Origin of the sequence: Pseudonocardia sp. UM4_GMWB1 (genome assembly GCF_017312155.1) — a bacterium.
GTDB classification, from domain to species: domain Bacteria; phylum Actinomycetota; class Actinomycetes; order Mycobacteriales; family Pseudonocardiaceae; genus Pseudonocardia; species Pseudonocardia alni.
Genome location: NZ_QJPN01000003.1, coordinates 93,125 through 118,800, shown reverse-complemented (window position 1 = coordinate 118,800; position 25,676 = coordinate 93,125). Strand labels below are relative to the sequence as shown.

Here is a 25,676-nt window from a genome sequence, read left to right as displayed (position 1 = left end):
ACGAGGGGCCGGGCAGGAGGGGATGGCGGGGCACGGCGGTCAGCCGCTGTCGGCGGGAGGCAAGGCGAACAGCTCGACGACCAGATGACCGAGGTCATGGCGGCGCACCGGGATCCCCAGGCGCTGCCAGATGCTCATCACCTGTCTCCACCCCGGGGCGCTCGCCGCGGGAACGGCCGACCAGCGCGCGCCCAAGGGCAGCTCCGGTCGGGGTGGCGAGGGCCCGGCCGAGGACTCGTCGCCGACACCGTCGGAGTCGTGCTCGGCGTCGTGGTCCTCGGCGTCGGCGTCGGCGGCCGGTTCCGGCTCGGGGATCCGCTCGAACACCTCGACCAGCACCTTCACATCGACGGTGATGCCGTGGCTGTAGGGCAGGACCTCCCCGGCGCGGGCCTGCACGGCTCGCCACCGGCCCTTACCCGGCTTGTCGCCGGGCCAGCCCAGCAACGCGTCCGAGCGTCGCGCAAGGTAGGGCTCGAGGGCCATCCGGCGTCGATCCGGGTCGTCCTCGTCGCAGGACAGGTAGTCCAGTGCGAAGCACTCCGCGAGCTGGCGAGCCTCGTCGACCCCGACCGGGCGCAGCGCCTCGACCGGGCGGTCGACCGTGGTGCGCGCGGCGCGGGCGTCGTCGCTGGCCCGCCCGGAGGGCAGATAGAGGTCCTGGTCCGTGCTGTCCTGGGTGACCCAACGCCCGGACGGCAGCGGGCTCTGCGGAATCTCCGACGCCGCGTCCCTGCCCTGCTGCGGCGCCGGGAACGTCACCGTCAGCTCGGAGTAGTCCTGCGGGGTCATCGTCGGCTGCGTCGGACCCTCCCGGTAGAGGGCCGTGGCGCCGTTGACCGGCCGCTGCTCGTCGGGGAAGTAGTCCTCGTCGCCGTCACCGTCCCCGTAGCCCGGATCGTGGAACTCGGGCTCGTAGTCGACGTAGGGCTCGGCCTGCTCGGAGCTGTCTACGTAGGCGACCTCGTCGCCCCGCTCAGCTGTGTCCGGCGCAGCAGCCTCGGCACCGGCCACGGCAGGGGGCGGGCCTGATGAGGCCGGGGGTCGCTGTCGGGGGCGAGGGGGTGCCTCGTCCGCGCCCCACCACGGGGGTAGCGCCGGGGGTGCCGCACGCGTACGCCGGCCGATCACCACCACGTCTCACCTCCGCACGTCAGCCGCCGTGCTGCGAGCTCACCTCCCCGAGCACGGAGGCGAGCGTTGAGACGGCCGTCAGCGCGCGAACTGTACTACATAGTGATTGCAGAAATATACGCTCAGTATCAACTGTCACGGCGCAGATGTTGGGCGTCTGGAGAGGGTGATCCAGGCGTACGGCTGGTAGCAGTGCGCAGGGTGACTGACGAGTAGGCTTCGTCACGCTCGCCCCGGGCGTAGTCCGGGCGCTTGCCGCTGAACGGGAGCAGCCGAACGAAGGAACGCCGCCCATGGCCGAGGAACACAGCACGCAGGCGGCGAACGGTGCGCGCAGTGAATCGGCAAAAAGAGTGGCTTCCAGCCGCCCGTCAGCACAGAGCAAGGCGCATTCCGACAGCGGATCCGCTGTGGCCGACGCCGAGTTCACCGCCCGGATGAACAGCCTGTTCGCCACGGTGCTCAACGACGACGGCCAGGAATACTCGGTCTCCGACGTCGTCCGCTGGATCAATGCCACCGGCGGATGGAGCTCCCGCGAGCGCCTCAACGCGCTGCGGAAGGGGAAGGCGGTCACCGACCTGCGGCCCGATTCGCCCGAGGCAGTCAAGGTCGCCGAGTTCTTCCGCGTCCCCGCGTCCTACTTCACCGACCCGCAGCCGCCTCAGATCGACGGCGCCGAGCAGCATCGACTCATCCAGCAGCGGCTGAGCAGCTACCGGCGCGGCACCATCCCACAACGCGTGTACTACCTGTTCACCGTGGTCGTGCAGGCCGACGGCCGCCCCTACCCGGCCACGTATGTGGCGCGCTGGATCAACGCCAACGGCGGCAAGATCACCAACGTCTACATCCAGAAACTGACCTCCGGAGAACGCGGCGAGCGACCCCAGTCGTCGTACCTGCAATGGATCGGCAAGTTCTTCGGCATGGGGCTGAGCTTCTTCTACGACGAAGACCCGCCCGAGGTCGACGGCCAGTACCAGAACGCGATCATCATGCTGCGCGATCCCGCCAGCGCCGAGCTCCAGCAGCTCTACGGCCGGCTCAGCCCGCTGCAGCAGCAGGGTGTGCGGCAACTGATGATCACGCTGGCCCGCGACAACGACCCCACGTTCGTCGAGCCAGGCCGCCACGACGACGACCGCGACGACTGAAACTCCCTGCGTCCGTGAGTGCGTGACCGAGAGCGGTGAGCAGGCCGCCGAGCGGAGAGCGTTGACGGCCCGGCTCAGCCGGGCCTACTCGTAGACGATGTCGAGGTCGAAGGAGTCCGCGTCGACGTCGTCCTCGATCGCGAGGACGTCGCGGCCCATCAGCTCGACCTCGCCCTCGAAGCGGGCCTGTGTGTAGAGGTCGCGCTCCGGGATGTGGATCAGCCAGAACTCGCCGTCGCGGCGCACGGTCGCCGTGTAGCGCGGCCTGCCGGAGTCAGGCCGCACCGTCCTGCCCCTCGTCGCGGAGCATCTGGCGCAACGCCTCGCGGTTGTTCTCCACGAAGGCCGACCAGCCGACCGGAACCCGCGCCCGGAACTCCACAGGGACATCATCGACACGCATGTGCACGACGTTCTCGCCGGACTGCGCCAGCCGGTCCGGATCGAGAGTCAGGTCGTCTGCCCGTAGCGCCACGCTGCCGCTGTCGACGAGATCGCTCATCAGCGCTGCGCGCGCCTCCCTGGCGTTCGGGCCCTCGGACCACTCCAAGACGACGCCCCCCGACATGGCGGGCCAGTAGTCCAGCTGACAGTTGCTCAGCTCGCTGCCACGAATCGCGAACAGCAGTCGACCGAGCACCTCGGATTGCGGGTGATGGGAACAGGCCGCGTCTGCAGGCGGGTCGAAACTCATTGCGTCAGGATGGCAGAGTTGCTTTTCACTCCTGCTCTGATCCCGTGGCCGCGATGCGTGATCTGCTCCGGCCGAGCCGTTTCGGGTAAAGGCCTCGCAGGCCGATACGGGGCCCCCGTGACCGGATCGACTGAAGTCGACACGCGGGCCTCGGGATGTCCACCACGCGCAAGTTGGCTATACGGGTACGGTTGGGGTATGGCGAAACGGCCGAACCGGACACGGGAGATTGCTGCCGAGCTGCGCGCGTCGATTCTGGCCGGTGACTATCCCCCGGGGGTGCCCCTGCCCAGCCGGGCAGAGCTGACCGAGCGCTTCCACGTGTCGCCGATGACCGCGCGCAACGCGGTCGAGATCCTGCGCGCCGAGGGCCTGGTCGAGCTCAAACGCGGCTCCGGGGTCTACGCCCGCGCACAGCGGCCGATGCTGCGCTCCGCCCGCAACCGACTCAGCCGCGCCGAACGTGCCGCCGGCCGCGGCGCGTTCACCACCGACGCCCACACCGGCGGCTGGACCCCGCGTTGCGAGGTCACCGTCCGCACCGAACCGGCCACCGACACACTCGCCGACCAGCTCGACATCGACCCCGGCGAGGAGCTGCTCGTCCGCGACCGCACCATGTCCGCCGGATTCGAAGTCGTGCAACTGGCCACCAGCTACCTGCCCTCCGCGCTCGCCACCCCCGAGATGCACGAGGAAGACTCCGGCCCCGGCGGGATCTACGCCCGCCTCGAGGAAGCCGGACACGAACTCGACCGCTTCGAAGAGACCGTCCGCATCGGGCAAGCCGACGTCGAGGAAGCCGAGACCTTCGGCGTCGCCGCCGGCACCGCGGTGTTCCGGCTGACCCGCCGGGCGTTCACCACCGAACGCGTCGTCGAGGTCAACAACATCACCATGCTCGGCGACCGATTCACCCTCGCCTACGACCTACCCGCCCAATGACCAGCTCGTTGCTTCGACCCGAGCACCAGCGTTTCCTCGCTACACTGAGCCGCCGCATGCACCGGCGGGATGGGAGTTCGCATTGACGAGACCGACCCGGCCGACCACTGCCGAGGAAGTGGTGAAGAAGCTTCCCCCGCACACCTGGGACAGCAACGTCGCCGTCGCCTACGAAGCGACCCAGGAACTCATCAACGACGTGATCGGCTGCTACGTCGCCCTGCTCAACCATGAACGCGCGAGCAGCCGGCCCGACCCGGAACGGATCCGCCAGCTGCGCGCACAGATCGCCGACTGCGACCAGCGCCAGCGCACCCTGGACCCGGGCGAGGAGTCCGAGATCGCGGCCGTACGCAGCTCCTACCGCCACGTGCTGGACGGACTGCGGGCCGAACTCCGGTGAACCCCGAGCACGACGACCTGGCCCACTACCGGCTCTCGGCCGAGGAGAACGAGCGAGTCTTCCGCGAGGAGATCGTTCCACTGCGTCTGGCCCGGTTCGAACCGCAGGACCAGCCCCTGCTCATCGTGCTCATGGCCCAACCCGGTGCCGGGAAGTCGGCGCACGCGGCCCGTATCCGGGCAGAGCTGGCCTCCGAGGGCGGCGTGGTCGAGATCGACAGCGACCTCTACAAGCCGTTCCATCCCGACTACCACGAGCTGATGGCCACCGACGACCAGCTGATGGCGGCAGCCACGCGGGCAGACGGCCGTGCCTGGATGGCCCGAGTCCAGCAGTACGTGCGCGAGCATCGACTCAACGCGGTCTTCCACGAGACCGCGCAGGACCCGCAGGAATCCCTCGACACGCTGGCCGCCTACCGCGCCGCCGACTACCGCATCGCCGTTCTGGCCCTCGGAGTCCACGAGAGCCAGAGCCTGCAGGGCGTGCTGCACCGCTACCAAGAACAGGTCAACGAGCGCGGAGCCGGGCGACTGACCGTCGCCGAGAACGCGGAACGCTCCTACCGCGGCATCGTCGACACCGCACGCCTGATCGACGAGCGCCAGGCCGCAGACGTGGTCGCGGTGTATCGGCGCACCGTCGACGAACAGGGGCCCGCCTATGTGAACGAGCTGGATGAACGCGGCGCATGGCGCCGGCCGCCCGGGTTCGCCCACGCGATCGAGATCGAGCGGCACCGGCCCCTCGACGCCGAGGAGATCCGCAACTACGAAGTCGTCCAGGACCAGCTGCGCACGACCCTCGCCGAGGACCTGCGACCACGCCTGCACCACGTCGAGCAACTCGCCGCCGACCTCCTCACCCCCTCCGCCGAACGTCTCGCCGCCTACCAGGCACCCGAGCTGCTCCGGCAGAACAACCGCGACCTGACACACCCCGCAGTGGCCGTACGCAGGCTCCACCGACCTCCCACCACCGGACGTCCACCACGGCGCCCAAGCACCGGACCCGACACCGCGACCGCACCCTCGCCGACTGCCGCACAGCGGCGCCGCGGCCCAGGCCCAACCCGCTGATCACCCGCGTGCGCGGTCAGGGGGTGGGCGCGGTCAGTGCTCCTGCGGAGCGTCGATGCGCAGATCCATTCAGAACCCCTCGCCGGCCGAGAGCGGTGCCACCGCCCCGGGCTTGGTCGGGGCATCGTCGAGCAGCTCCGCGACGCTGGCCAGAGCCGCGCGCGCGGTCAACTGCGGCAGGCGGTCGAGTTCGAACCCCGCCGCCTCGAGCAGCGCAGCCAGCGCGTACCCCTCCGTCGTGCCACGCATCCCGGCGTACAGGCCCTGATTGACCCGGTGCCGCAGCACCCCGGCCGCCTCGTGACAGCGCCGCTTGTTCTCCCGCAGTCGGGACGCCCGCCGCTGGGCCGGAGACTCATTCACCACCACCCCAGAATCGCACAAGCGTTCGACTCTGGCGAGCGTGGTAACCGCCACCGGTGCGAGCCAAGAGCTGCCTGATGAGCAGGGGGGCGGAGCTCCATCGCGCGGACTCGTCGGTGCGGGCTGGCACACTCCCCGCCATGCCAGACGAGCAGCTGCCCTCCCGCGTCGTGGATGCTGAGCACCGCGGCTGGATGCTCACCAACGACGGCGGCCTGGGCGGGCCCCTGGTGTATCGGGACGCCAGCGACTACCGGGCGCAGCGGTTCCTGACACCAGGGGAGCTCGCCGAGCAGTGCGGACCGCTGCGGCCGGTGGTGCCCCCAACAGAGACGGACGTGACCGAGCTGCGTCGAGCGTGGACGGCCGCCGGACGGAAAGCCGCGTACACGACGGCAGTCGCCGTGCAGATCGCCTTCGGGCGCCTGCGTGACGGGCACGGAGGCCTCGCGGCCCCACACAGCTACGAGGTGACCCGGCGGCAGCTCGTCGCAGGCCGCCCCGGGTCCTGGGAAGCTGTCCGGCTCTTCGAGCTGCAGCTGTGGGCGAACAAGAACAAGGTGAGCCGCTACGACGCCGCGGCCGCGGACACGATCGCGACAGTGCTCCAGCGCTGGGTGTCCAGCCCGGACCGCTACACCGAGGTCGCCGAGACACTGGCCGCGCTGTTCGCGACCTTCGCCGACGAGCAGGGCGGGTGGCCGGCAGTAGCCGACCAATGGCTCCAGCAAGGCGCCCTGGACCACGAGGGCGTGCTTCTGACCTACAGCCTGCTGTACTCCACCGGCGCCGAGTTCGACCCCGCCATGCTGAGCTGAGCCACTACCTCGAGCCTGTTGACCATCACTGGCCTCCGTCCGTGCTCGCGGGCGAGGAATCCCCGGTGGTCTCGGCGAGCAGCCGGAGTTGCCGCACGGTCTCGACGGACTCCTGGATGTGATCGGCGATCTCGTAGAGCTTCGCCGCGAGGTCGTCCGGTGCGGTGGTGTCGCCGGCCGTACTTTCCGTGGGCTTTTGCGGAACCAACACAGTGGCAGCGTCACGAAAGCCGCCCGGGGTGGTGTCGAGCTCCTCGATGGCGATGACGGCGAGCCGCGCCAGTGAGCCACCCTCGCGGTAGCCGTACTCCTCGAACAGGGCCACGATCGCTGCTTCGAGCCGGGCGCGGGTCGCCCAGTCGTAGTCGTCGCAGTCGTCGCTGCCGCACTCCGGGCAGCCAGCCTCAAGTGCGGGCGGGAGGAGGGCGTACAGGCGGGCCGTGACGATGTCGATGTGCGGCTGGGCTCCGGGGAGAACCCGGAGCGCGTTAATGGGGTCGGGTCCGTCGACGGGCCACGACAGGTCGACGGCCGGGGCCGGGTCGCGTCGGACCACGGTCACCGGCTCGACGTTCGTCACGGCCGAGTCCGGCACCAGTTCGCCGCCGACCCGCCACCCGGTCGTCCCGTTCGTGTTCCGCTCCGCGACCGGATACCCGATGCCGTCTCCGCGGTTCGTTTCGATGATTGCGTACTCCGGGCCGCTGGTCGGGGCCGCCAACGCGATCACGTCCCGGAGCGCGTCCCCGTACTGATGAGAGTTGGCCGGGGTGGCGTCAAGCCATTCCCTGAGCGTGGCGAGCACATCGTGCACGGTCAGATCAGGCCTGGCCGGGTCGGCACTCGCCGCGACGGGGGCGTACCGGACCAGCGCGGCAGCATCGCAGTCGTGCAGCGCGACCGCACCGGTCGGGGTGTCCACATCGAGCGGATACCAGGAGTCGTCGTCCATCTGCCGGTACACCATGCCGGTTTCCGGGAGCACTGCGACGGGGATCGGCTGAGTGGCGTGGCCGGTCATCGGGTCGCTCCACAGGGGTGCGCGTCGCTCTCGTAGCGGCCGCTGTCGCTGTACTGGCCGTGAAAGTCGTGCACGGCCTCGGGGTGGTGCGGGTTCACCTGTCGACGACGCGCTGAGACTGACCCTCTAGCGACGGGTTGGGACTGACCCCTCCATCGAGGCTGGAGGGGTGATCACGTTGGAAGAGTGGGCTGAGGTCCGTCGTCTGCACCGCGCCGAGGGCGTGCCGATCAAGGAGATCGTCCGCCGGCTGGGACTGGCGCGAAATACGGTGCGGGCGGCGTTGCGGGCCGACGCGCCGCCCTCGCGGGAGCGTGGACCGCGCGGGTCGTTGGTGGACAAGGTGGAGCCGCAGGTCCGGGCCCTGCTGGCCGAGTATCCGAGGATGCCGGCGACGGTGATCGCCGAGCGGATCGGCTGGACACACTCGTTGACCATCCTCAAGGACCGGGTGCGTGAGCTGCGGCCGTTGTTCGCCCCTCCCGACCCGGCGGACCGGATCGAGTACGCCCCCGGTGAGCTCGCGCAGTGCGACCTGTGGTTCCCGCCGGTCCCGATCCCGGTCGGTGCCAGCGGGGCGCGGGTCCTGCCGGTGTTGGCGATGACCTGCGGCTTCTCCCGGGTGACGGACGCTGTGATGATCCCGTCCCGCAAGGCCGGCGACATCCTGGCCGGGATGTGGGAGATCATCGCAGGGTGGGGCCGCTGTCCCCGCACGCTGGTCTGGGACCGCGAGGCCGCGATCGGCGGCACCGGGCGACCCGGCGTCGAGGCAGCTGCGTTCGCCGGGACGCTCGGGGTGCGGATCAAGCTCACCCCGGCACGGGACCCGGAGTCGAAGGGACTGGTGGAGCGGCGCAACGGCTACTTCGAGACCTCCTTTCTGCCCGGACGCAGCTTCGTCTCGCCGTTCGACTTCAACGCCCAGATCGAGACTTGGTTGACCGAGGTGGCGGGCGCCCGGCACCTGCGCTCGATTGGGACCACCCCCGCCACGCGGTGGCCGATCGACCGGGCCGCGATGGTCGCCCTGCCGCCGGTGGCGCCGCAGGTCGGGCTGACCGGGCGGGTTCGGCTGGCGCGTGACTACTACGTGCGCGTCGACGGCAACGACTACTCGGTCAACCCGGCCGCGATCGGCCGGTTCGTCGACTGGATCGCCACTCCCGCCCTGGTCGCGGTCACCTGCGCCGGGCAGATCGCGGCCACCCACGAGCGGGTCTGGGCCAGCGGCGCCACGGTGACCGATCCCGAGCACCGGGCCACCGCCCGCGCCCTGCGCACTGCGTTCACCGCCGCCCGTGACCGCGCCCGCCATGACACGCGCTCCCACACCGATGGGCACGTCGTGGCCCTGCGCGCGCTGCCGGATTACGACGCGCTCTACGGCGTGAACTTCGACCCCGCACCCGACCCGACCGCCACCGCTGAAGGGCAGTAGATGACCACCCCGAAGACGACCGCGACGACCAGCACGACAGCAGCCACGGAAGCCACGAAGACCGGTGGCGTGAGCACCGAGCTCGGCTCGAAGCTGGCCTACCTGACTCGCGTGTTGAAGACGCCCACGATCGCCCGCGTCTGGGACGACCTCGCCGCCCAGGCCCGCGACCTGAACTGGTCGCACGAGGAGTACCTGACCGCGGTCCTGGAGCGCCAGGTCGCCGACCGTGAGTCCGCCGGCACCACCATGCGCATCCGCACCGCCCACTTCCCGGCCGTGAAAACGCTGGAGGAGTTCAACCTCGACCATCTGCCCTCTCTGCGCCGAGACCTGCTCGCCCATCTGGCGACCGGCACGTTCGTGGCCAAGGCCGAGAACGTGATCCTGCTCGGACCGCCCGGGATCGGGAAGACCCACCTCGCGATCGGGATCGGGGTCAAAGCCACCCAGTCCGGGCACTCGGTGCTCTTCAACACCGCCGGCAACTGGATCACCCGCCTCGCTGCCGCGCACCAGGCCGGGCAGCTGGAGGCCGAGCTACGCAAGATCCGCCGCTACAAGCTGATCATCATCGACGAGGTCGGCTACATCCCCTTCGACCACGACGCGGCGAACCTGTTCTTCCAGCTCATCGCCTCTCGCTACGAACAGGGCTCGGTCATGGTCACCAGCAACCTGCCCTTCGGACGCTGGGGCGAGGTCTTCGGCGACGAGATCGTCGCCGCCGCGATGATCGACCGCCTCGTCCACCACGCCGAGGTCCTCACCCTCTCCGGCGACTCCTACCGCACACGCGCCCGCCGCGAACTCCTCGCCAAAGACCGCGACAACTAGCACGAACCGGGCACACAGGGGTCAATCCCAAACCGTCGCCAGGGGGTCACTTCTAACCCGCCGTTGACATCACCCGCGGGTCAGAGCTTGTCGCGGTCATGACTGGGTGCCTCCTGGGTGGGGGTGTGTCAGACACGTGGGTCAGCGCCAGCGGTAGCCGGTGGCTTCGTCCAGGCCAGAGCATCCCGACACGTGTTCGGGCGACGCCGGGAGATGCCGCGCCGGGGATTACCGGTTCAGGGGCTAGGGCTGAGAAGGACCCGAACCCATACGTTCTCGCTGGTCAAGACCAGTCCTAGCTCGTCCGGCGGGAGGCAGTGACCTCGAGGGCGGTGGGCGTCCCACAGGTCAGCGTCGTCGAACACGTGCCCGCAGCCGCGGTGTCGTCGACAGCAGTGGGCGCGGTCGGGGCCGGCCCATCGACGGCCGCAGCACGCGATCGGCGTAGCCATGCCTCGTCCGGATCGGTAGGGAGGACCGGTGTCGGTGCAGACAGGCGCAGGGCTCGGGCGGATACTGCTCATGAGGGTCTCCTCGCGCGGTCAGACGGGTCCCTGTGGGCCAGCTCGCGGCGGTGCCCTCATTTGCCCAGCGCCTTCCGCACGGTCGAGCGGTGCACCCCGGCGCGCGTCGCCAGGCGGTACTCCGACCCCTCGGTGGTCGCCAGCATGGCGCCAGTGAGTCGGTACATCGCCGCCCGCTCCGCGTCTCGGGCTTGCTTCCATGCCGTGCCGATCTGCTCCAGCGACTGCTCGCGCAGGGCGCCGCGAGCTTCGAGCCACGGGCCCACCGTCTCCACGACGGGACGGGCCCAGGGGATTGTGCTTGGCCCGGTGCCAGGTGTCCGGATCGACGGCGATGGGTGGTTCGTCGACGGGCATGTGCTCGACCTCCTGAGCCGGCGTTCTACGTCGTGGTTGCAGCGGGGGCGACCGTTTCTGTCCTCTGCTCATGCCTAGTCAGAAGTAGGCGAGCGGGTTGCGCGAGCGGTGTGGGTGCGGTGTCGGCTGCCCGACGCGAGCGTCGTCGACGAGCAGCTCGCCGTCGACGATGAACCGGCCATCGGCGGCCTTGCTGATGCCGGTGATGCGAGCGACGGCCAGCACAGTGCCGGACGAGTCGATGACCTGCGCTTCGTCCTGAGCCAGCGCGGCGCTCGGGTTCAGCTTCCACGCGCCCCGCCCAGCCAGCCAGGCCTCCTGCGGCGACATCCCCTCGAAGGCGCCAACGCGCGATCGACCGAGAGCGTCCCCGACGAACGCGGGCCCCTGCGGGCCCAGCTTGATCTGCAGCATGTCGCACACCTCCAAGGATTCTCCTAACTTCGGTAGAGTATATCGAACTATGAGAAAGTCTAGTCCCGCGGTGGAGTGTCGCGTCCCGCGAGAGCGTCGGGGTGCTACCGCTTGAACAGGTCGCCGGTCAGATAGGTGTCCCAGGCGGCGTCGTCGAGGCCGTGGCCGCCGGAACGCAGGTGATAGCTCATGGCCGGGCCGCGGAAGCCCTCGTCGGTGGTGGGCGGCCAGCTGGAAGAGGGCAATCCGGTGTCGCCGAGGCCGTAAAGCTCGTAGACCGGTGCGGCGCCGAGGTAGGACAGGAACTCGCCCTGGGGATCGGCGTTGCCGTCCTCGGTGGCGCTGCCGACGACGACCCGGCCGGGCGCGATCAAGGCCAGGAGTTCGTGCTGGTCGACCGGCAGCGAGTCCGCGTTGCCCGCGTAGTCGCTGTAGGTGGGTGGGAACCAGTGCGGGAAGGCGTCGGTGATGGCGGCAATGGATTCGCCCGCGTCGTCGCGGCGGGCGAGTTTGGCGCCGGTGGAGCCGGAGTTGTTCGAGACGACCACGGGAAAGCGGGTGTCCTGGGCTCCGGCCCACAGTGCGGCCTTCCCGCCGCGGGAGTGGCCGATGACCGCGATCTTGTCCGGGTCGATGTCGGGATCGTCGTGGAGGTAGTCCATGGCGCGGCTGGCGCCCCAGGCCCACGCGCTGATGGCCCGTCCGGCATCGTCGGGCAGCTCGTCGCCGGAGGGGTAGAAGGCGTCGATGACCCCGGAGCGGTAGCTGCCGGGGTCGTCGGGGGCGACCTCGCCGGCGTCGAGCGCGGCGAAGGCGTAGCCGGCGTCGAGGATCGTGGGGATCGGGGCGTAGCCCGACGAGCCGGGCTGGTCGCCGACCGAGCCGCGGTGGTCGATCAGCAGGAACGTGCCCTTCGGCGTCCCGTTGTCGGGGACGAACAGGCGCAGGGTGAAGCTCGCCGAGCCCTCCGGCCCGGTGACCTCGATGCTGACCTTCTTCCCGCCCTCGGACAGGGGCTGGTCGTCGAAGGTGACCTCGTCGGGCTCCGGTGTGGGCAGGGTGTGGCCGTAGACGTGGTCGGCGAAGGCCTCCAGCAGTTCGGGGCGCCGCTGGCTTTCCCAGTCGTCGACGCTGTCGACGGTGTCGCCGTTGTCGAGCACCAGCGGGTCCGGGACCCGGGTGCCGTCGAGACTCATCGTGGCGCCGCCGCCCCTGGCGCTGCCGTCCTCATCGAGCGGCTTGTCGTCGGCGCGCAGCGCGACCGCTGCCGTCCGCTGCGGCGAGGGATGCTCCGCGGCCGCCGGCACCCCGGCAGCTGCGGCAAGGGTGAGCGCCGCACCCGCGGCCGCCAGCCCGGTCACCGCGGCCCGAATCCGTCGGTGCACGTCGCTACCCACCGTCGGTCGAGGCCCCCGACGACCGACCCGACCCCGAGCGTGGGGCCGAGCTGCGCCGACTCGACTCGGAGCTGCGCGACGAGGACGTCTCGGAGCGGCTGGACGAACCCCGCTTCCGCTTCTCGCCCGTGGCGGTGTCGCCATCGGTGGCGGGCCGGGAACCACTGCCCGATGAGGAAGGGGCGGGGGCGGACTCCTGCCAGGGGCCGGTGATGGCGAACAGGATCCCGGGTTTCTGGATGCCGGCGAAGAGCACCCGACCGTCCGGGGAGAAGGCGGGCCCGGTGAACTCCGAGCCGATCTGGCTGCGCGCGAGCGGGTAGACGGTCCCGTCGCGGGTGACCCCGGCGAGGTGGTTGTCGCTCTCGCCATCGGTGGCCAGGATCAGCCCGCCATAGGGTGCGGCGACAATGTTGTCGGGGGCTTCGACGGTCTCGCCGTCGGCGTCGGTGCCAAAGACCGTGGTCAACCGCAACGTGGCCTTGGCGGGGTCGTGGTGCCAGATCTGGCCGCGGTGGGAGTCGGCGTAGCTGGAGACCAGGTAGGCGCCCCCGTCGGCCCACCAGGCGCCTTCGAGCTTGTGGGCGCGGGTGATGCCCTGCACCGCCCGCAACGGCCCCTTCTCGGCGCCGCGATCGGCGACCGGGGCCCATTCCACCTGGTAGGTCGTGTTGACCTCTGTGGCCTGGGCGAGGTCGTCGACCTGGGCGCCGCGCTCATCGGTGCACACCAGCGCAGCCAGCTCCCCGGCGTCGGCGTCGAGGGCGGCGAGCTCGCCGGGCCGGCCCCGGAAGTCCGAGGGCGGTGTCCACCGGTAGACGGTGCCGAGCGGGTCGGTGGTGTCCTCGGTCAGGTAGACGGCCAGGGTGTCGGGGTCGATGCAGAGCGCTTCGTGGACGAACCGGCCCAGTGCCCGGATTGGGGTCGGGTCCTGGTTCGCGTCGAGGTCGTGCGGGTTGACCTCGAAGACGTAGCCGTGCCGGTCGTCCTCGGTTTCCTCGCACGTCAGCCACGTGCCCCACGGGGTGACCCCGCCCGCGCAGTTGGTGGAGGTCCCGGCCAGCCCGACCCGCTCCCAGATCAGCTCCCCCTCGGGCGTGGTCTTGATAACCGTGCAGCCACCCCCGGCATCGTCGCGATACACCAGGCCCTCCTCGTGGGGGACGGCGCCGTCATCGTCCGGGCCGCCGCGCACCTCGTGGTTGAGCACCACCAGCACGTTGCCGTCGTCGGCGTCGAACGCCGCGGCCCCGTCATGAATCCCCGGGCTCGGCTCCCCGCCCTTCATGCGGGTCGTGCCGGCTTCGGTCACCACCTGATAGGAGAAGTCCTCGGGCAGCGCGAGCAGCCCGTCGGGGTCATCGACCAGCGGCCCGTAGCCGGCGAACCCGGCGGGTTGGGCGCGGGCCCCCGGCGCCGCCAGCAGAGCATCGACCGCGCCGAGCAGACTGACCGCCATCCCCGCCTGCCCGGAGCGGGCCAGGAACGCGCGCCGATCAAGCACCATCGGTGCTCGTGTTCCCTGTTGCGGCGGGCTGCGGCCAGACCCGCCAGCCCTCACCGTCGCCGGTCGCGTTCGGCGCGAACCGGTACCCGGCCTGCTCGAGCAGACGCGCGTAGTCGTGCTCGGCGGCGATCCGCTCGGCGCGCGGTTGCCCGGTGTGGACCAGCAGCATCGGCCCCTCGTCGCCGGGGTGCTCGACGACGAACCCGTCGCTGCCCTCGGTGAACTCGACGAAGCCGCGCCGGCGCAGCAGCTCGCGCAGCTGGGCGGCGTCGCGATCACGCCTCGACCACAACGGCCGGGCGTCGAAGCTGTGGCCGTAGGCCGGGGCCTGCCCGTCGTGGTCGTCTCGGCTGGTCATCGCGTCCTCCACTCGTCGGTCACAGGATCAGTCGTGCTCGGTCGGCGGCCGGTAGTCCTCGGTGGCCAGCGGGTCGAACACACCCGTGCGATCCGCTGCGCTCCACGGGACCTGCTCGCCCGGGCCGGTGTAGGCCAACCACTGCGACCCGTCGGCGAAGCGCGCGGTGACTGCCCACCTGTCCCGCCGATCCCGCGGCGGCCGCGGCGGGCCGGGAACGGCACGTGCCCGTAGTCGTCGGGGTCATCGGAATCGAACTCGACGTCGTCGGCTCCGCCGTCGCCGTCGTGGTGGTTGCTTGTCATGCGGTGTCCTCCACCAGCAGCAGCCAGTCCTCGTCACTGGTCGGCGGGCTGTAAGTCTTGGTGACCTTGGTGGTGTCGAACTCGCCGGTGCGGGGGTTGAACCAGTACGCCTTCGGCTTGCCGGTCACGACGCTGGTGTCGACCGAGAACCCCTCACCGGCGGGGCTGTAGACCAGCAGGTAGGAGCCGTCGGAGGCGACATTGGCCACGACCCGCTCCGCACCCGAACCGGACTCCGAGGTCAGGACCGACTGGTCGGGTTCGCCGCGGGTGAACGGCAGCGACTCCATCAGCTCGCGCAGGTGGCGCATCTGCTCGCCCGCGGGGAACTCCAGCGCCTCGGTCCAGCTCCCGCGCGCGCCGAGCTCGCCGTCGCCGCCGTCGTTGAACTGCCACACCGCGTGGTGGCCGTAGGTGTGTCCGGCCGCCCCGCCCAGCACCGACCAGTAGGCATCGCGGCGCACGTCGAGTGCGGTGGAGAAGCCCTGCTCGGGCTCCCAGCAGTACGGGTGTTCCTCATAGATCGGCTCGCCGTCGAGGAACGGCTTGGCCGGGTCCGCGCCGTAGGTCGACTCAACCAGGTCAGCGCGCACGTCATAGCGCAGACAGTGCCCGCCCTGGATCATGTTGAAATCCAGCCAGTCCGCGTCGGCGAACCACGTCGCCGACGACTGATCGCCGCGCGGGTGATAAGTCTTGATCTGAGTGCCGCCGGCGTCGTCGAGACCTTCGGCCAGCTCGGTCCACAACTGCTCTTCCCCGTCTGCAGGGTGGTCCCCGCCAAGGGTCCAGGTCACGTTGTCGCGGTCCCCGAACCGCTCGCCCAAGAACTCCCCATAGCCACGGGCCGACGACTCGGTAATCGCCGAGCCGGTCTGCTTGTCGCCCCACACCGGGTGGATCGCCAGATACATGTCCCGCGCGGCGGCCGCATCGATCGCGAACTCCACCCGATCCCAGAATTCGTCGTTCTCAGCCGCGGCGTCCACGGTGTCACCGGGGGACTCGGCCCCGGCCTGGGGGAACATCGCCACCGTCTGGACGACGTTGAACCCCTGCTCAGCACGAACGTCGAGATACTCGGTGGTCTCGTCTTCGCTGAGCTTGCCCAGCATCGCCCACGCGGTGTCGGCCAGCCAGAAGAACGGCTCCCCGTCCGCGGCGAGGAACCGACCGTCGACCTGCAGATACGGCGGATCGCTCGCAGAGGACTGGTTGTCGGCCGCACGATGCGCCGCGCGTTCGCTTGTGGGGGTCGCGAGCAGGCTGGCGCTCAGGGCCACCGCAACGGCCGCACAGACCGAGACCGTCGGCCGGGCCAGGCCGAGTCGTCGAGCACACACCTCGATCTCCTGGGGGTCAGGTCTGCCGAGGCGAGCAAGCGCCGGACTCGGTCTGGCTCCCCTCACAGACCGGGTCCAGCACGCGAGACTCGGTGCCGCACTTCCTCATAGGGCGGGACTGTACCCGAGCGTATCAACTTCGGTAAGCAAGATGATACGACCGTGAGCGGTGAGGATGCTCCGACCGCAGATGAGCTGACGGGCGCCTCGCAGGGTGTCTACGCGACGGCGATGGCTCCGTTCGCGCCCTGCCGCTCAATTCGGAACGGGGGGCGGGATAATTAGCAAGGATGATGCTGTGTGGAGTCGTGGAGGTTTAACGTGAACACGTTAAAGCGTCGAGCGAATCGGCGGGGGATTCGCCAGTGGCCCGGTGGCGTCCTTGCAGAGGGAGCGCGCGAAGCACTCGTGGCCTGGTCGGAGCATCACGACGTGCAGGCCAGCGGGTCGAAGCATCCGTGCCTGCACTGGCTTGCTGGACACCGATGCCCCGAAGCGATTCGAAGTCATTACCTCGGGGGAATTGTCGTTGCATGCCCGACGCTGGGCATGTTCGACCATCGGCTTGCCTGGATTCGCAATGGCAGGCCCCTGGTGATTACCGCGGCGAACTACTCCCCCGCCGTCGAGCTGTACGACAGGATCGGTCCCCACGCAGATGGGCTGGGGCTGCGCGTCGACTGCGAGCAGCCGGGTTGGTACGGGCACGGGACGACTCACATCGAGGTCTGGGCCCCATCCCACCAGCTCGGCGCTTGATGATCCCGGCGTCGCCGGTGCTCGGGCCGGCTGAACGGCAGGTGCTGCCGCGGTGGTCTGCCGACCACCTTGCCCCCGACTCCCGTGGTCACCATGGCGAGCAGGTCGCATCCCAGGTCGTCGCACTCGGACTGTCGGAGTCCCGTGCCAAGGTGGTGACCTGCAGGTGAGAGGCCTACAAGGAGGTTCGGGATGGCGGCACCGCTGGAGCTGTTTCCCCGTGCCAGAGTCAACCCCGAAGGGTTCGCCCAAGAGCAGGCCGAGCACTTCACCGGCCGCCGCCTGCGTATTGGCCGGTCCGGGATCGTGCACGAGGTGGCTTGGCGGCCGTGGCTCGGCGAGCTGATCCTGCCCGTGCCCGCCTGCCACCAGGGCTGGTCGGGATTCGCCGCCTCCGGGGACCTCATCGCCACCGACGACCCGGCCACCTGCCGAAAGTGCGCTCACCGAGCCGCACAGCTCCCGCTAGCGGCACCGGCCGCGCAGGCAGCGTTGTTCGAGCTGGAGCGCTGACTCGAGGAGCCTCGTACGACTCTCATAGGGCCGATGGGCCGGGGCGCCAGGACTGGTGCCCCGGCCGGCGGGACAGGAAACGGTCCCGACGGGGTGCACTGATGGAGCAACGCTGGTTCCGATAATCGCGGTGGCGGTCCTGTCCGTCGCCGCGGCCTGGGTGATCGCCACGTTGGTGACAGCCGTCCTGCGGTTGCGGTCCGAGGGCGCCCGCGCCCGCCGAGACCCCGCCTGCCGCTGACAGGTCTCGAATCGGCTCGGGCCCGGCGGCGGCCGCGCTCCCCCCACCAGCGCCGACATCGTCGACGAACCCCTCTTCTCCGGCTCGGCGTATCGGGTCCAGCCTGTCGATCTCGGTGAACCTGCCCTCCGGGATCACCGCGCCAGTGACCCTCGAACCCGACTCCTCTGTCCTCGACATCGTGCGCGAGGAGAGCTGCGCGAGTCATAAACCGAAACAAACTATGACCCCCTCTTGCGGTCGCAGGATATGGGGGTAATAATAGTTGTGTCGTCGCCGGCAGCACCGAGGAGAAGCCCGACATGAGCAACAGCGCCCACGACCTCCCGATCACCCACACCGTTGCCCTGGTCGCGTCTCTCGTGGGCGAGCTCCGGGTTCGATGCCACATCGGCCTCGTGCTGCTCGTCCTCGTGCTCCACGGCTACCCGTGGTCGGTGTAGCTCTGTCCCCGGCCCGCCGCCCGGGAGGGCGGCGGGCCGGCCCCACTGGGGCCGCCTGACCCCCCGCTCGGAGCAGGGCGGCTGCCGCACCACCCCGCCGTTCCTCGGTCACCACCGTTCCCAGGAGAGATATCCATGTCAGCATCCACGCTGGTCACCACGACGACCGCCGGGACCAGGCTGGGCCGCAACCGCGCCCAGATCCAGCGCCTGGTCGACACGAAGCTGCTGCCCGAAGTGGGTAAGCACGGGCGAACGCTGCTGCTCGACAACGACGCACTGCAGGCCCTGGCCCAGCGCCGCCAACTGGCCGACACCCGCAACAAGAACGGCACCGACTCCCCGTACGCCCTGGCCCTGCACCTTGGCCCCCGGGCGGCAGAGGACTATCCGACGCAGAACGAACGCGACTACTCCGGCTGGGACGCCAACGAGGTCAACGAGGACAACCAGTGGACCGGCTGGTGGAACATCGGCGAGACGATCGCCCGGGAAGTCACCGAGGCCCGGCTACCCCTGCTGCCCGCGGTCAGCGGCTTCGTCGTCGACGTCCGCATCGCCACCGGCTACGACCTCCACAAGCCCGGGATGATCCGGTTCCACGTGGCCGACCCCAGCGACGACGACCGGGCCCTGTTCGCCGACACAGTGTTCACCCCCGTGCCCGGGTCGCCGTGGCAGCGACTCTGGGCGCCGAGCACCTGATCCAGACCACACAACCCACCGAGCGCATCGACCAGCGGCGGTGCGAAGGCGAAGGAGTTGCACGACATGACCGACCAACACAGCTCGACACTGAGAGCGTGTTTGAGAAGAGGCGGCGTGTCTCCGTGGTCGGCGACTGGGTCTGGTCCATCGTGGACGGGTGGCTCGGCGTAAGCGGCGGTATCCCTCGGACACCAGTGATGCCCAGTGGGCGTTGATCGAGCCGCTGTTGCCCGCAGCGGGGGCCGGCGGGCGGCCGGAGAAGCATCCACGTCGCGACGTGGTCGACGCGATCCTCTACGTCGTCCGGGCGGGGTGCGCCTGGCGGGCTCTGCCTGTGGACTTCCCGCCCTGGCAGACCGTGTACTGGTACTTCAACCGGTGGGAGCAACAGAAGGTCACCGAGCAGAGGATGGCCGATGCGTGCGGGATCTCCTACGACATCCTCGCCTGGACCGCCGAGTGGTATGTGCGCGAGGAGACGCTGCGCGCGGCGAACCTGGCGATCATCGACCACCAGCAGCGGATGCCCCTGGCCGAGGTGTTCGGCACCGGCACCTTGTCCTCCTCGGATGGGCAACGGTTCCCGGTGCGGGGCAAGACCACGACCGGGCGGGAGATGACCATCCACGGCGGGCAGGTCCTCTCGACCTACACCCACGTCACCGACCAGCACACCACCTACGGCACGAAGATCATCGTCGCGACCAAGCGCGAGGCCCACTACGTGCTCGACGAGATCCTGGGCAACGCCACCGACATCCCGATCACCGAGCACGCCACCGACACCCACGGCGTCACCCTGGTCAACTTCGCCCTGTTCGACCTCCTCGGCCTGCAGCTCTCGCCGCGGATCCGGGACCTGGGCAAGATCACGCTGCACCGGGTCGCCGGGAAGGCCCGCGCCGAGACCGACTACCCGCACGTCGGGCCGCTGCTGACCCGGCGGGTGAACGTCGAGCTGATCGCCGAGCACTGGGACGACCTGCTGCGCCTGGCCGGGTCGCTGAAGTTCGGGCACGCCACCGCGTCGCTGATCGTCGGGAAGCTCTCGGCGTCGTCCCGGCAGAACGCACTGGCCGCCGCGCTCAAGGAGTACGGGGCGCTGCGGCGCACGATCTACGCCGCCCGCTACCTGTCCGACCCCGCCTACCGGCGCAAGATCTCGCGGCAGCTCAACAAGGGCGAGTCCCTGCACGCCCTCAAACGCGACCTGCTCTACGCCCACGAGGGCACCGTCCGAGCCCGACAGCTGCAGGCCCAGACCGAGCAGGCGTGGTGCCTGACCCTGGTCACCAACGCTGTCGTGGCGTGGACGACCGAGTACTACGGCCTGGCCGTGGAGTCGATGCGCGCGGCCGGGCGGCGCGTCGACGATGACGTGCTCGCCCACATCTCCCCGGCACACAGCGAGAACATCAACTTCTTCGGCACGATCGACGTCGACATCGATGGCGAGCTGGCCCAGCTCGACCCCACCGGATACCGGCCACTGCGCGTGCGCGACACCCTGTTCTGAGCGGTCCCAAGCGGGGCACAGCCAGCCGAGCAGCGAGTCCGAAAGGGTTGCCGTAAACCGATCGGCGCGCGGAGCGTATCCATCGCCATCCCGTCCCGTCGGGCGCCAGGGGGCGCCACGCAATAACCGACGCCGGCCTGGCCCTGCGACCGCCCCTGGAGCCACAGCCCGACGGCATTGAGGACCGTTCCGTAGCGAGGTCGGCGATCACGAAGTCGGATTCGACCGGCCGAAGGCGTTGCCCGCTTGATCCACGTTCGTGCCTGTCCACGTTGCCCCGGGATCAGCCTCGGGCTATCTTATTTAGAGCTAAACTCAATCGGAGGGAGATCACAACGTGGCACGGACAGTGATGGTGACCGGCGGCGGCACCGGATTCGGACGGGCCGTCGCCGAGCGGTTCGCACAGGACGGCGACCAGGTGTTTATCACCGGTCGTCGGAGCGCTGTACTGGATGAGGCCTGCGCTGCGCTTGGCGGCGACATTCACGCCCTGCCCTGCGACGGAACCGATCCGGCCGCCGTGGAACACGCGGCCGGGCAGGTTGGAACGGTCGATGTCTTGGTCAACAACGCTGGGGGCAACACGGACTTCGCGATGCCCGACGAGACCGGGCTGAAGGCGACGTTCGACCGCTGGCGGGCGAACCTGGACGCCAACCTCACCAGCGCCGTGCTGATGACCGAGGCGCTGGACGGGAAGCTCGCGAGCGGCGGATCCGTCGTGCACATCGGATCGATCGGCGCCGAGCAGGGCGGCTCCTACGGGGCGGCGAAGGCTGCGCTGGCGTCGTGGAACGTGGGCCTGGCCAAGCAGTTCGGCGAGCGCCGGATCACGACGAACGTCGTGGCACCCGGCTACTTCCCCGGAACTGACTTCTTCGGCGACGGCCTGCCGGGCAAGGTGCACGAACACCTCATCTCGCTCACCGCGCTGGGACGGCACGGAGAGCCTGATGAGATCGCGGGCGCCGTGCACTTCCTCGCCTCCCCGCAGGCACGCTTCATCACCGGGCAGGTGCTCGGGGTCAACGGCGGGGCGCACGCGACGCGCTGATGGTCCGCGCTTTGTCACTCCGCGCCCGGTATCTGGCCGTCGGCGATCATCCGCTGGACGGCGGCGACGTCTCGGTGCAGGGCGCGGTCATGGTCCACGAACCGGCACTCCCGGCGGACCACGGCACGAACTCGCGTGCACGCTGGCGACGACTGTTCCGGCCCTCGCAGGTCGACCGCCTGGCACGCCGTGAGCAGGTGGATCGCCGCGACCTCGGACGCCGGTTCGAGAACGGCGCGCGAGGAGCGCGCGGCCGGCGCGGACATGCTGACCTTGTCCTGGTTGTGCGACTCGGTCGAGCGTGAGAACACCCCTGCCGGCATGCACCCGGCCAGCGCCTCGGCCGTTGCCGCGGACGCCGCGATCTGCATCCCCTTGAAGCCGTGGTGCAGGCCGTCTTCATCGGGGTCGGGGCGGACGAGGTTGGACGGCAGGCCGTTGCTGAACCGCGCGTCGACCATCAGCTCGATCTGGCGGTCCAGCAGGTCCACGACGTTCGCCACCGCGACCTTGAGTGAGTCCATCGCCTGCGCGACATGGCCACCGTAGAAGTTTCCTCCGCTGTACACGTCGGCGGAGTCGGGGTCGAATAGCGGGTTGTCGTTCGCCGAGTTCACCTCGACGGTCAGCCATCGGCGTACCCACTCCGTCGTGTCGTGTAGGACGCCGATCACGTGCGGCGCGCACCGCAGTGAGTACCGGTCCTGGATCGCGCGGTCGAGGTCTACGACGGCCGCGTCCCCGAGCGGTGGGTTCTTCGCGAGGAGCTGCGTGTGATCAAGTGCCAGTCGCGACCCGTCGAGCAGCTCGGTTATCCGCGCCGCGGCCCGGACCTGGCCCGGGTGCGGTTTCTGAGCGTGCAGGAACGCCGCGTGGTGCCCGCGGTTTCCGCGGACGGCCTCGATCGCCGTCGCCGTCGCGATCTCCGCGACCTCGGCGAACCGTTCCGCCTCGGCGAGGGTCAGAACGGCGACGGCCGTCGAGAACGACGTGCCGTTGATCAGCGCGAGCCCGTCCTTCGCCTCCGGCTCGCTGATCGGGATTCCGGCTGCGGCGAGCGCGTCCACGGCCGGTGCGCGGTCCCCGTCGCGGTCGACCTCCCCCTCTCCGAGGAGCGCGGCCGCGACGTGACTCAGCGGGACGAGGTCGCCGCTGGCCCCCACTGAGCCGCGCTGGGGCACGACTGGCAGCACGTCGTGCGCGAGCAGGTCGAGCAGCCGTTCGACGACCGCGGGGTTGATCGCGGACACCCCGCGGGCGAGGCTGTTCGCACGGATCAGCATCGTCGCCCGCACGACGTCCGGCGGGGCGGCCGGTCCGGTCCCGTTCAGGTGGCAGCGGATCAGGTTCTCCTGCAGGCGGGCGGCCCGTCTGGGCGCGATCTGGCGGTTCGCGCTGTCGCCGAACCCCGTCGTCACCCCGTAGATCGGGATGTCGTTCGCGAGCGCGTCTAGCTTCGTGCGTCGCGACCGGTGCATCCGGTCCAGCGCGGTGGCATCCAGCTCGCACCGGGTTCCGGCCCGGCGGGCGGCCCCGACCACGACGTCGAGATCGAGCGGGCCCGCGCCGATCCGCAGAGGCCCGCCCTGCGCCGGTCCCGTCATCGGGTACTGGCTCCGCTCGCCGTTGCGGGGGCTGCTGCACGAACCCGGTCCGCGATCCGACCCACGCGTGCGACCAGCACGGCCGTGACGACAGCGAGTATCGCGAGCACCCAGGATGCGCCGTCGAAAGCGGAGCGGAATTGCTCGAACGTCAGAGGGACGTCCGGCGCCTCCGGATTTGTCCCGAGCACTCCCTGGTAGACCGCACCGATTACGGCGACACCGGACGCCATCCCTGCTTGGGTCAGCGTATTGAACACGCCCGACCCGGCACCGGACTCGTCCGATGGAACCAGCGACAGCACCGTGTCGACCAGTGGTGCCACCACGAGCCCCTGCCCGATGCCGGACACCCCAAGCACCGCAGCTAGGAGCCAAGCCTGCAGCCCGTGCTCGACGCCGGTGACCAGCGGCACGACGACCAGGCTCGCGGTCATCAGCAGCGCACCGGCCACGGAGACCCGGGAGCCGAACCGGGCGACGAGCCCCTTGCTCACCGTCGACCCCAGCACGAAGCCGGCACCGAGTGGCGTGAAGACCAGGCCGGTGGCCAGCGGGCCGAGCTCCAGCCCGGCCTGCAGATGGTAGGTCAGGACCAGGAACAGGCCCGCGTTCCCGGCGAAGAACAGCACCACTAGGAGCATGCACAGGCTGAACCCCGGCCGTGCGAACAGCCGCGGTGGGATGATCGGGTCGAGGTCACGGCGCTCCAGCGCCCGCTGGTGCCGGACGAGCCCGACCAGCACTATGACCGACGCGGTCAGGCAGGCCCACGTCCAGACCGGCCACCCCAGGCTCCCACCGACCGCGAGCGGGACCAGCACTGCGGGCAGCAGCACGGCGGCGAGCAGCGCACCGACCAGGTCGAGCCGTTGCGCGCGTGCTCCACGGCTCTCCGGCACGCTGACCCAAGAGCCCACCAGGGCGACGACGCAGATCGGCACGTTGATCAGGAACACAGACCGCCAGCCCAGCCCGGCGATGTCGCCGGCCATCAGGAGGCCGCCCCCGATCAGCCCGGCGATCACGCCCAGGCCGATGGACGCGCCGTACGCACCGACCGCGCGGCTGCGCTCCGGCCCAGCCGGGTAGTTCGCGTGCAGCATGGAGAGGACCTGCGGCATCATCGCGGCCGCAGCCGCGCCCTGCAGCGCGCGGGCCACAATCAGCAGCGGCGCGTTCGGGGCGACGGCGCACAGGGCCGACGTCACCGCGAACGCGACGACGCCAAGGTTGAAGACCCGCCGGTGCCCGAAGCGGTCCCCGGCGCGGCCGCCGAGCACCATCCCGGCGGCATACACGATGACGTAGCCGTTAACAACGAACTGGAGCTCTTCGAAGGTCGCGCCGAGATCGCGTTGGATGCCAGGCGCTGCCACGTTCACAATGAACATGTCGACCTGCCCGATGAAGGCCACCAATAAGACCGTGGCGAGGCCGAGCGTCGTCATCCGCGGCCGCGACGTGGCCGCCGTGGTCGTTGCGTCCATGAGGGTCCCTACGTCGACGATCTAAATTTAGATCTAAATTGTACGCGTGCGTCTGGCGGCCCGTGCCGCGTGCTCCACGACTGTCGCCGCCTGGGTAGGCCCAAGTCGTGGGTCGCAGGCGCTGCGGTACTCCGGCAGCGGTGATCGTGCGACGAGGTCTTCGTGCGTGGCGACACACTCGGCGACCGGGTCGGGGGTCGTCTCGAGATGCACGCCCGCGAGCAGGCACCCGTGTGTGCTGAGCACCCCGGCTGCGTCGTCGATCTCATCGACCATGTCGCCGACGACCCGGGTCTTCTGCCCTGCGCGGTTCACCAGCGTGTTGCCGTGCATGGGGTCGACCAGCCAGACCACGTCCCGGGCCCGCTCGCCGAGCTCGGCGAGTACCCGATCGAGGTGCTCGCGGACCCGGTCACGCCCCATCCTGGCGATCAGCGTGAGTCGGCCCGTTTCGTGCTGGGGGTCCAGGGCGCGGACGAGCGCCGTGACGTCCCCCGGGGCGACCGACGGGCCGATCTTGACCGCGACCGGGTTGCGCACCGAGCGCAGGAAGTCCACGTGCGCGTGGTCAAGCTGGCGGGTCCGGTCGCCGACCCAGAGCAGGTGCCCGGACGACCCGAGCCGCCCTCCCTCCCGGTCGGGCCGGACCAGGCTCTCCTCGTACTCCAGCAGCAACGCTTCGTGGCTGGACCACACCGGCTCGCCGCCGCCGACGGCGTGCCCGTCGAGCACGTCGAGCACGTCGGCGGAGCGGTCGTAGGCGTCGAGCAGGCGGGCCGGGTCGGCACGGCGGTCCGCCGGGTCTGGTCGCTCACCGTTGACCGCGTCGCCACGGTAGACCGGGACGGATCTGCCGTCGGCGAGCTGTTCGGTCGGAGTGGACCGGGGCTTGGCGTACTGGCCGGCGATCCGCCCGATCCGGACGACCGGTATCCCTCCCGCCGCCACGGACCGGGCTGTCAACGCGTCGAACTGGTCGATCTTGCGCCGCGTGGTGCCGGACGACGCGTCGGCGAACCTCTCCGCGCAGTCACCTGCCTGCACCACGAACGCCTCGCCGCGACCGGCGCGGCTGAGCTCGCCCCGCAGCGTCGCGCAAGCCGCAGGGCGGACGAGTCCGGGCCGGCCGGCGAGCTCGCCGAGCACGGTGCGGAGCAGATCGAGCGAGTACCACTCGGGTTGGTGTGCGGCCATGGCCGCGCGGAGCAGGTGGGTGGATGACATGGTGTTTCCCCTCGACGGCGTGAG

Annotated in this window: 27 protein-coding genes and 1 pseudogene; 13 read left to right on the top strand and 15 right to left on the bottom strand. The window is 70.0% G+C overall.

Going from position 1 to position 25,676, the window contains the following annotated elements; all coding sequences use genetic code 11:
* Positions 1-39 precede the first annotated feature (39 nt).
* Positions 40-1,014, bottom strand: a complete 975-nt coding sequence (locus tag DMP15_RS29790) for a hypothetical protein (RefSeq protein ID WP_337826958.1) — start codon at positions 1,012-1,014, stop codon at positions 40-42.
* A gap of 413 nt (positions 1,015-1,427) precedes the next feature.
* Between DMP15_RS29790 and DMP15_RS29785 the strand changes: the two genes are divergently transcribed.
* Positions 1,428-2,291: a hypothetical protein gene (locus DMP15_RS29785; RefSeq protein WP_337826957.1), complete on the top strand. Its 864-nt coding sequence runs from the start codon at positions 1,428-1,430 to the stop codon at positions 2,289-2,291.
* Between the two features lie 84 nt (positions 2,292-2,375).
* Here the strand turns inward: DMP15_RS29785 and DMP15_RS29780 are convergent, their stop codons facing one another.
* Both DMP15_RS29780 and DMP15_RS29775 read right to left on the bottom strand, forming a co-directional pair.
* Positions 2,376-2,576, bottom strand: a complete 201-nt coding sequence (locus tag DMP15_RS29780) for a hypothetical protein (RefSeq protein ID WP_337826956.1) — start codon at positions 2,574-2,576, stop codon at positions 2,376-2,378.
* Positions 2,566-2,985: a hypothetical protein gene (locus tag DMP15_RS29775; RefSeq protein WP_337826955.1), complete on the bottom strand. Its 420-nt coding sequence runs from the start codon at positions 2,983-2,985 to the stop codon at positions 2,566-2,568. The genes DMP15_RS29780 and DMP15_RS29775 overlap by 11 nt, the downstream gene beginning before the upstream one ends.
* Positions 2,986-3,183: 198 nt before the next feature.
* Here DMP15_RS29775 and DMP15_RS29770 point away from each other — a divergent pair, with 198 nt between their 5' ends.
* The 3 genes from DMP15_RS29770 (at position 3,184) to DMP15_RS29760 (ending at position 5,412) form a co-directional block, all read left to right on the top strand.
* Positions 3,184-3,930 carry a GntR family transcriptional regulator gene (locus tag DMP15_RS29770; RefSeq protein WP_337826954.1) on the top strand — a complete coding sequence of 249 codons (747 nt, stop codon included), beginning with the start codon at positions 3,184-3,186 and terminating at the stop codon, positions 3,928-3,930.
* Between the two features lie 121 nt (positions 3,931-4,051).
* Positions 4,052-4,333 carry a hypothetical protein gene (locus DMP15_RS29765; protein ID WP_337826953.1) on the top strand — a complete coding sequence of 94 codons (282 nt, stop codon included), beginning with the start codon at positions 4,052-4,054 and terminating at the stop codon, positions 4,331-4,333.
* A complete protein-coding gene (locus DMP15_RS29760) occupies positions 4,330-5,412 on the top strand; it encodes a zeta toxin family protein (protein ID WP_337826952.1) in 1,083 nt (360 codons plus the stop codon). Before DMP15_RS29765 ends, DMP15_RS29760 begins: the two co-directional genes overlap by 4 nt.
* A gap of 69 nt (positions 5,413-5,481) precedes the next feature.
* Here DMP15_RS29760 and DMP15_RS29755 read toward each other — a convergent pair whose 3' ends face one another.
* A complete protein-coding gene (locus tag DMP15_RS29755; protein ID WP_337826951.1) occupies positions 5,482-5,775 on the bottom strand; it encodes a hypothetical protein in 294 nt (97 codons plus the stop codon).
* A gap of 140 nt (positions 5,776-5,915) precedes the next feature.
* On the opposite strand from DMP15_RS29755, the gene DMP15_RS29750 reads away from it, so the two are divergent.
* Positions 5,916-6,593 (top strand): hypothetical protein, encoded by a 678-nt coding sequence (locus tag DMP15_RS29750; protein WP_337826950.1) that lies wholly within the window; start codon positions 5,916-5,918, stop codon positions 6,591-6,593.
* A gap of 25 nt (positions 6,594-6,618) precedes the next feature.
* On the opposite strand, the gene DMP15_RS29745 is transcribed toward DMP15_RS29750, so the two are convergent.
* Entirely contained in the window at positions 6,619-7,614 is a 996-nt protein-coding gene (locus DMP15_RS29745; protein ID WP_337826949.1) for a hypothetical protein, read from the bottom strand.
* Positions 7,615-7,783: 169 nt separating this feature from the next.
* On the opposite strand from DMP15_RS29745, the gene istA reads away from it, so the two are divergent.
* The gene (gene istA / locus DMP15_RS29740; protein WP_210026967.1) at positions 7,784-9,055 is read left to right on the top strand and encodes an IS21 family transposase; all 1,272 of its coding nucleotides are present in this window, start codon (positions 7,784-7,786) and stop codon (positions 9,053-9,055) included.
* Complete coding sequence (istB, locus tag DMP15_RS29735; RefSeq protein ID WP_245350810.1) at positions 9,056-9,892, top strand: IS21-like element helper ATPase IstB; 837 nt, start codon at positions 9,056-9,058, stop codon at positions 9,890-9,892.
* Between the two features lie 236 nt (positions 9,893-10,128).
* Here istB and DMP15_RS30490 read toward each other — a convergent pair whose 3' ends face one another.
* From DMP15_RS30490 to DMP15_RS29705, 7 genes are all read right to left on the bottom strand, one after another.
* Positions 10,129-10,344 (bottom strand): FDXHR family putative zinc-binding protein, encoded by a 216-nt coding sequence (locus tag DMP15_RS30490; protein WP_443217721.1) that lies wholly within the window; start codon positions 10,342-10,344, stop codon positions 10,129-10,131.
* A gap of 128 nt (positions 10,345-10,472) precedes the next feature.
* On the bottom strand, positions 10,473-10,691 hold the full coding sequence (locus tag DMP15_RS29730; protein ID WP_337826948.1) for a hypothetical protein: 219 nt from the start codon (positions 10,689-10,691) through the stop codon (positions 10,473-10,475).
* A gap of 160 nt (positions 10,692-10,851) precedes the next feature.
* A complete protein-coding gene (locus tag DMP15_RS29725; protein WP_337826947.1) occupies positions 10,852-11,187 on the bottom strand; it encodes a hypothetical protein in 336 nt (111 codons plus the stop codon).
* 104 nt (positions 11,188-11,291) lie between these two features.
* Positions 11,292-12,572, bottom strand: coding sequence for a glucuronyl esterase domain-containing protein (locus DMP15_RS29720; protein WP_337826946.1), 1,281 nt, complete (start codon positions 12,570-12,572; stop codon positions 11,292-11,294).
* A gap of 4 nt (positions 12,573-12,576) precedes the next feature.
* Positions 12,577-14,091, bottom strand: a complete 1,515-nt coding sequence (locus DMP15_RS29715; protein ID WP_337826945.1) for an alkaline phosphatase PhoX — start codon at positions 14,089-14,091, stop codon at positions 12,577-12,579.
* A complete protein-coding gene (locus DMP15_RS29710; RefSeq protein WP_337826944.1) occupies positions 14,081-14,449 on the bottom strand; it encodes a hypothetical protein in 369 nt (122 codons plus the stop codon). Before DMP15_RS29710 ends, DMP15_RS29715 begins: the two co-directional genes overlap by 11 nt.
* A 301-nt stretch (positions 14,450-14,750) precedes the next feature.
* On the bottom strand, positions 14,751-16,037 hold the full coding sequence (locus DMP15_RS29705; RefSeq protein WP_337826943.1) for a glycoside hydrolase family 140 protein: 1,287 nt from the start codon (positions 16,035-16,037) through the stop codon (positions 14,751-14,753).
* Positions 16,038-17,048: 1,011 nt separating this feature from the next.
* On the opposite strand from DMP15_RS29705, the gene DMP15_RS29700 reads away from it, so the two are divergent.
* The 6 genes and pseudogenes from DMP15_RS29700 to DMP15_RS29675 all read left to right on the top strand — a co-directional run bounded on the left by DMP15_RS29700 (position 17,049) and on the right by DMP15_RS29675 (position 21,334).
* Positions 17,049-17,369, top strand: a complete 321-nt coding sequence (locus DMP15_RS29700) for a hypothetical protein (protein WP_337826895.1) — start codon at positions 17,049-17,051, stop codon at positions 17,367-17,369.
* Between the two features lie 543 nt (positions 17,370-17,912).
* Entirely contained in the window at positions 17,913-18,053 is a 141-nt protein-coding gene (locus DMP15_RS29695) for a hypothetical protein (RefSeq protein ID WP_337826942.1), read from the top strand.
* A gap of 135 nt (positions 18,054-18,188) precedes the next feature.
* Entirely contained in the window at positions 18,189-18,758 is a 570-nt protein-coding gene (locus tag DMP15_RS29690) for a hypothetical protein (RefSeq protein WP_337826941.1), read from the top strand.
* Positions 18,759-18,894: 136 nt separating this feature from the next.
* Positions 18,895-19,158: pseudogene (locus DMP15_RS29685) on the top strand (transposase); the annotation flags it as partial.
* Positions 19,159-19,170: 12 nt separating this feature from the next.
* A complete protein-coding gene (locus DMP15_RS29680) occupies positions 19,171-20,277 on the top strand; it encodes a transposase (protein WP_337827002.1) in 1,107 nt (368 codons plus the stop codon).
* 337 nt (positions 20,278-20,614) lie between these two features.
* The gene (locus DMP15_RS29675; protein ID WP_337826940.1) at positions 20,615-21,334 is read left to right on the top strand and encodes an SDR family NAD(P)-dependent oxidoreductase; all 720 of its coding nucleotides are present in this window, start codon (positions 20,615-20,617) and stop codon (positions 21,332-21,334) included.
* Positions 21,335-21,348: 14 nt separating this feature from the next.
* On the opposite strand, the gene DMP15_RS29670 is transcribed toward DMP15_RS29675, so the two are convergent.
* The 3 genes from DMP15_RS29670 to DMP15_RS29660 are packed head-to-tail and all read right to left on the bottom strand — an operon-like array spanning position 21,349 to position 25,652.
* A complete protein-coding gene (locus DMP15_RS29670; protein ID WP_337826939.1) occupies positions 21,349-22,938 on the bottom strand; it encodes an HAL/PAL/TAL family ammonia-lyase in 1,590 nt (529 codons plus the stop codon).
* Positions 22,935-24,428, bottom strand: a complete 1,494-nt coding sequence (locus tag DMP15_RS29665; RefSeq protein ID WP_337826938.1) for an MFS transporter — start codon at positions 24,426-24,428, stop codon at positions 22,935-22,937. The genes DMP15_RS29670 and DMP15_RS29665 overlap by 4 nt, the downstream gene beginning before the upstream one ends.
* 33 nt (positions 24,429-24,461) lie before the next feature.
* Positions 24,462-25,652, bottom strand: a complete 1,191-nt coding sequence (locus DMP15_RS29660) for a 3-deoxy-7-phosphoheptulonate synthase (protein ID WP_337826937.1) — start codon at positions 25,650-25,652, stop codon at positions 24,462-24,464.
* Positions 25,653-25,676: the final 24 nt, after the last annotated feature.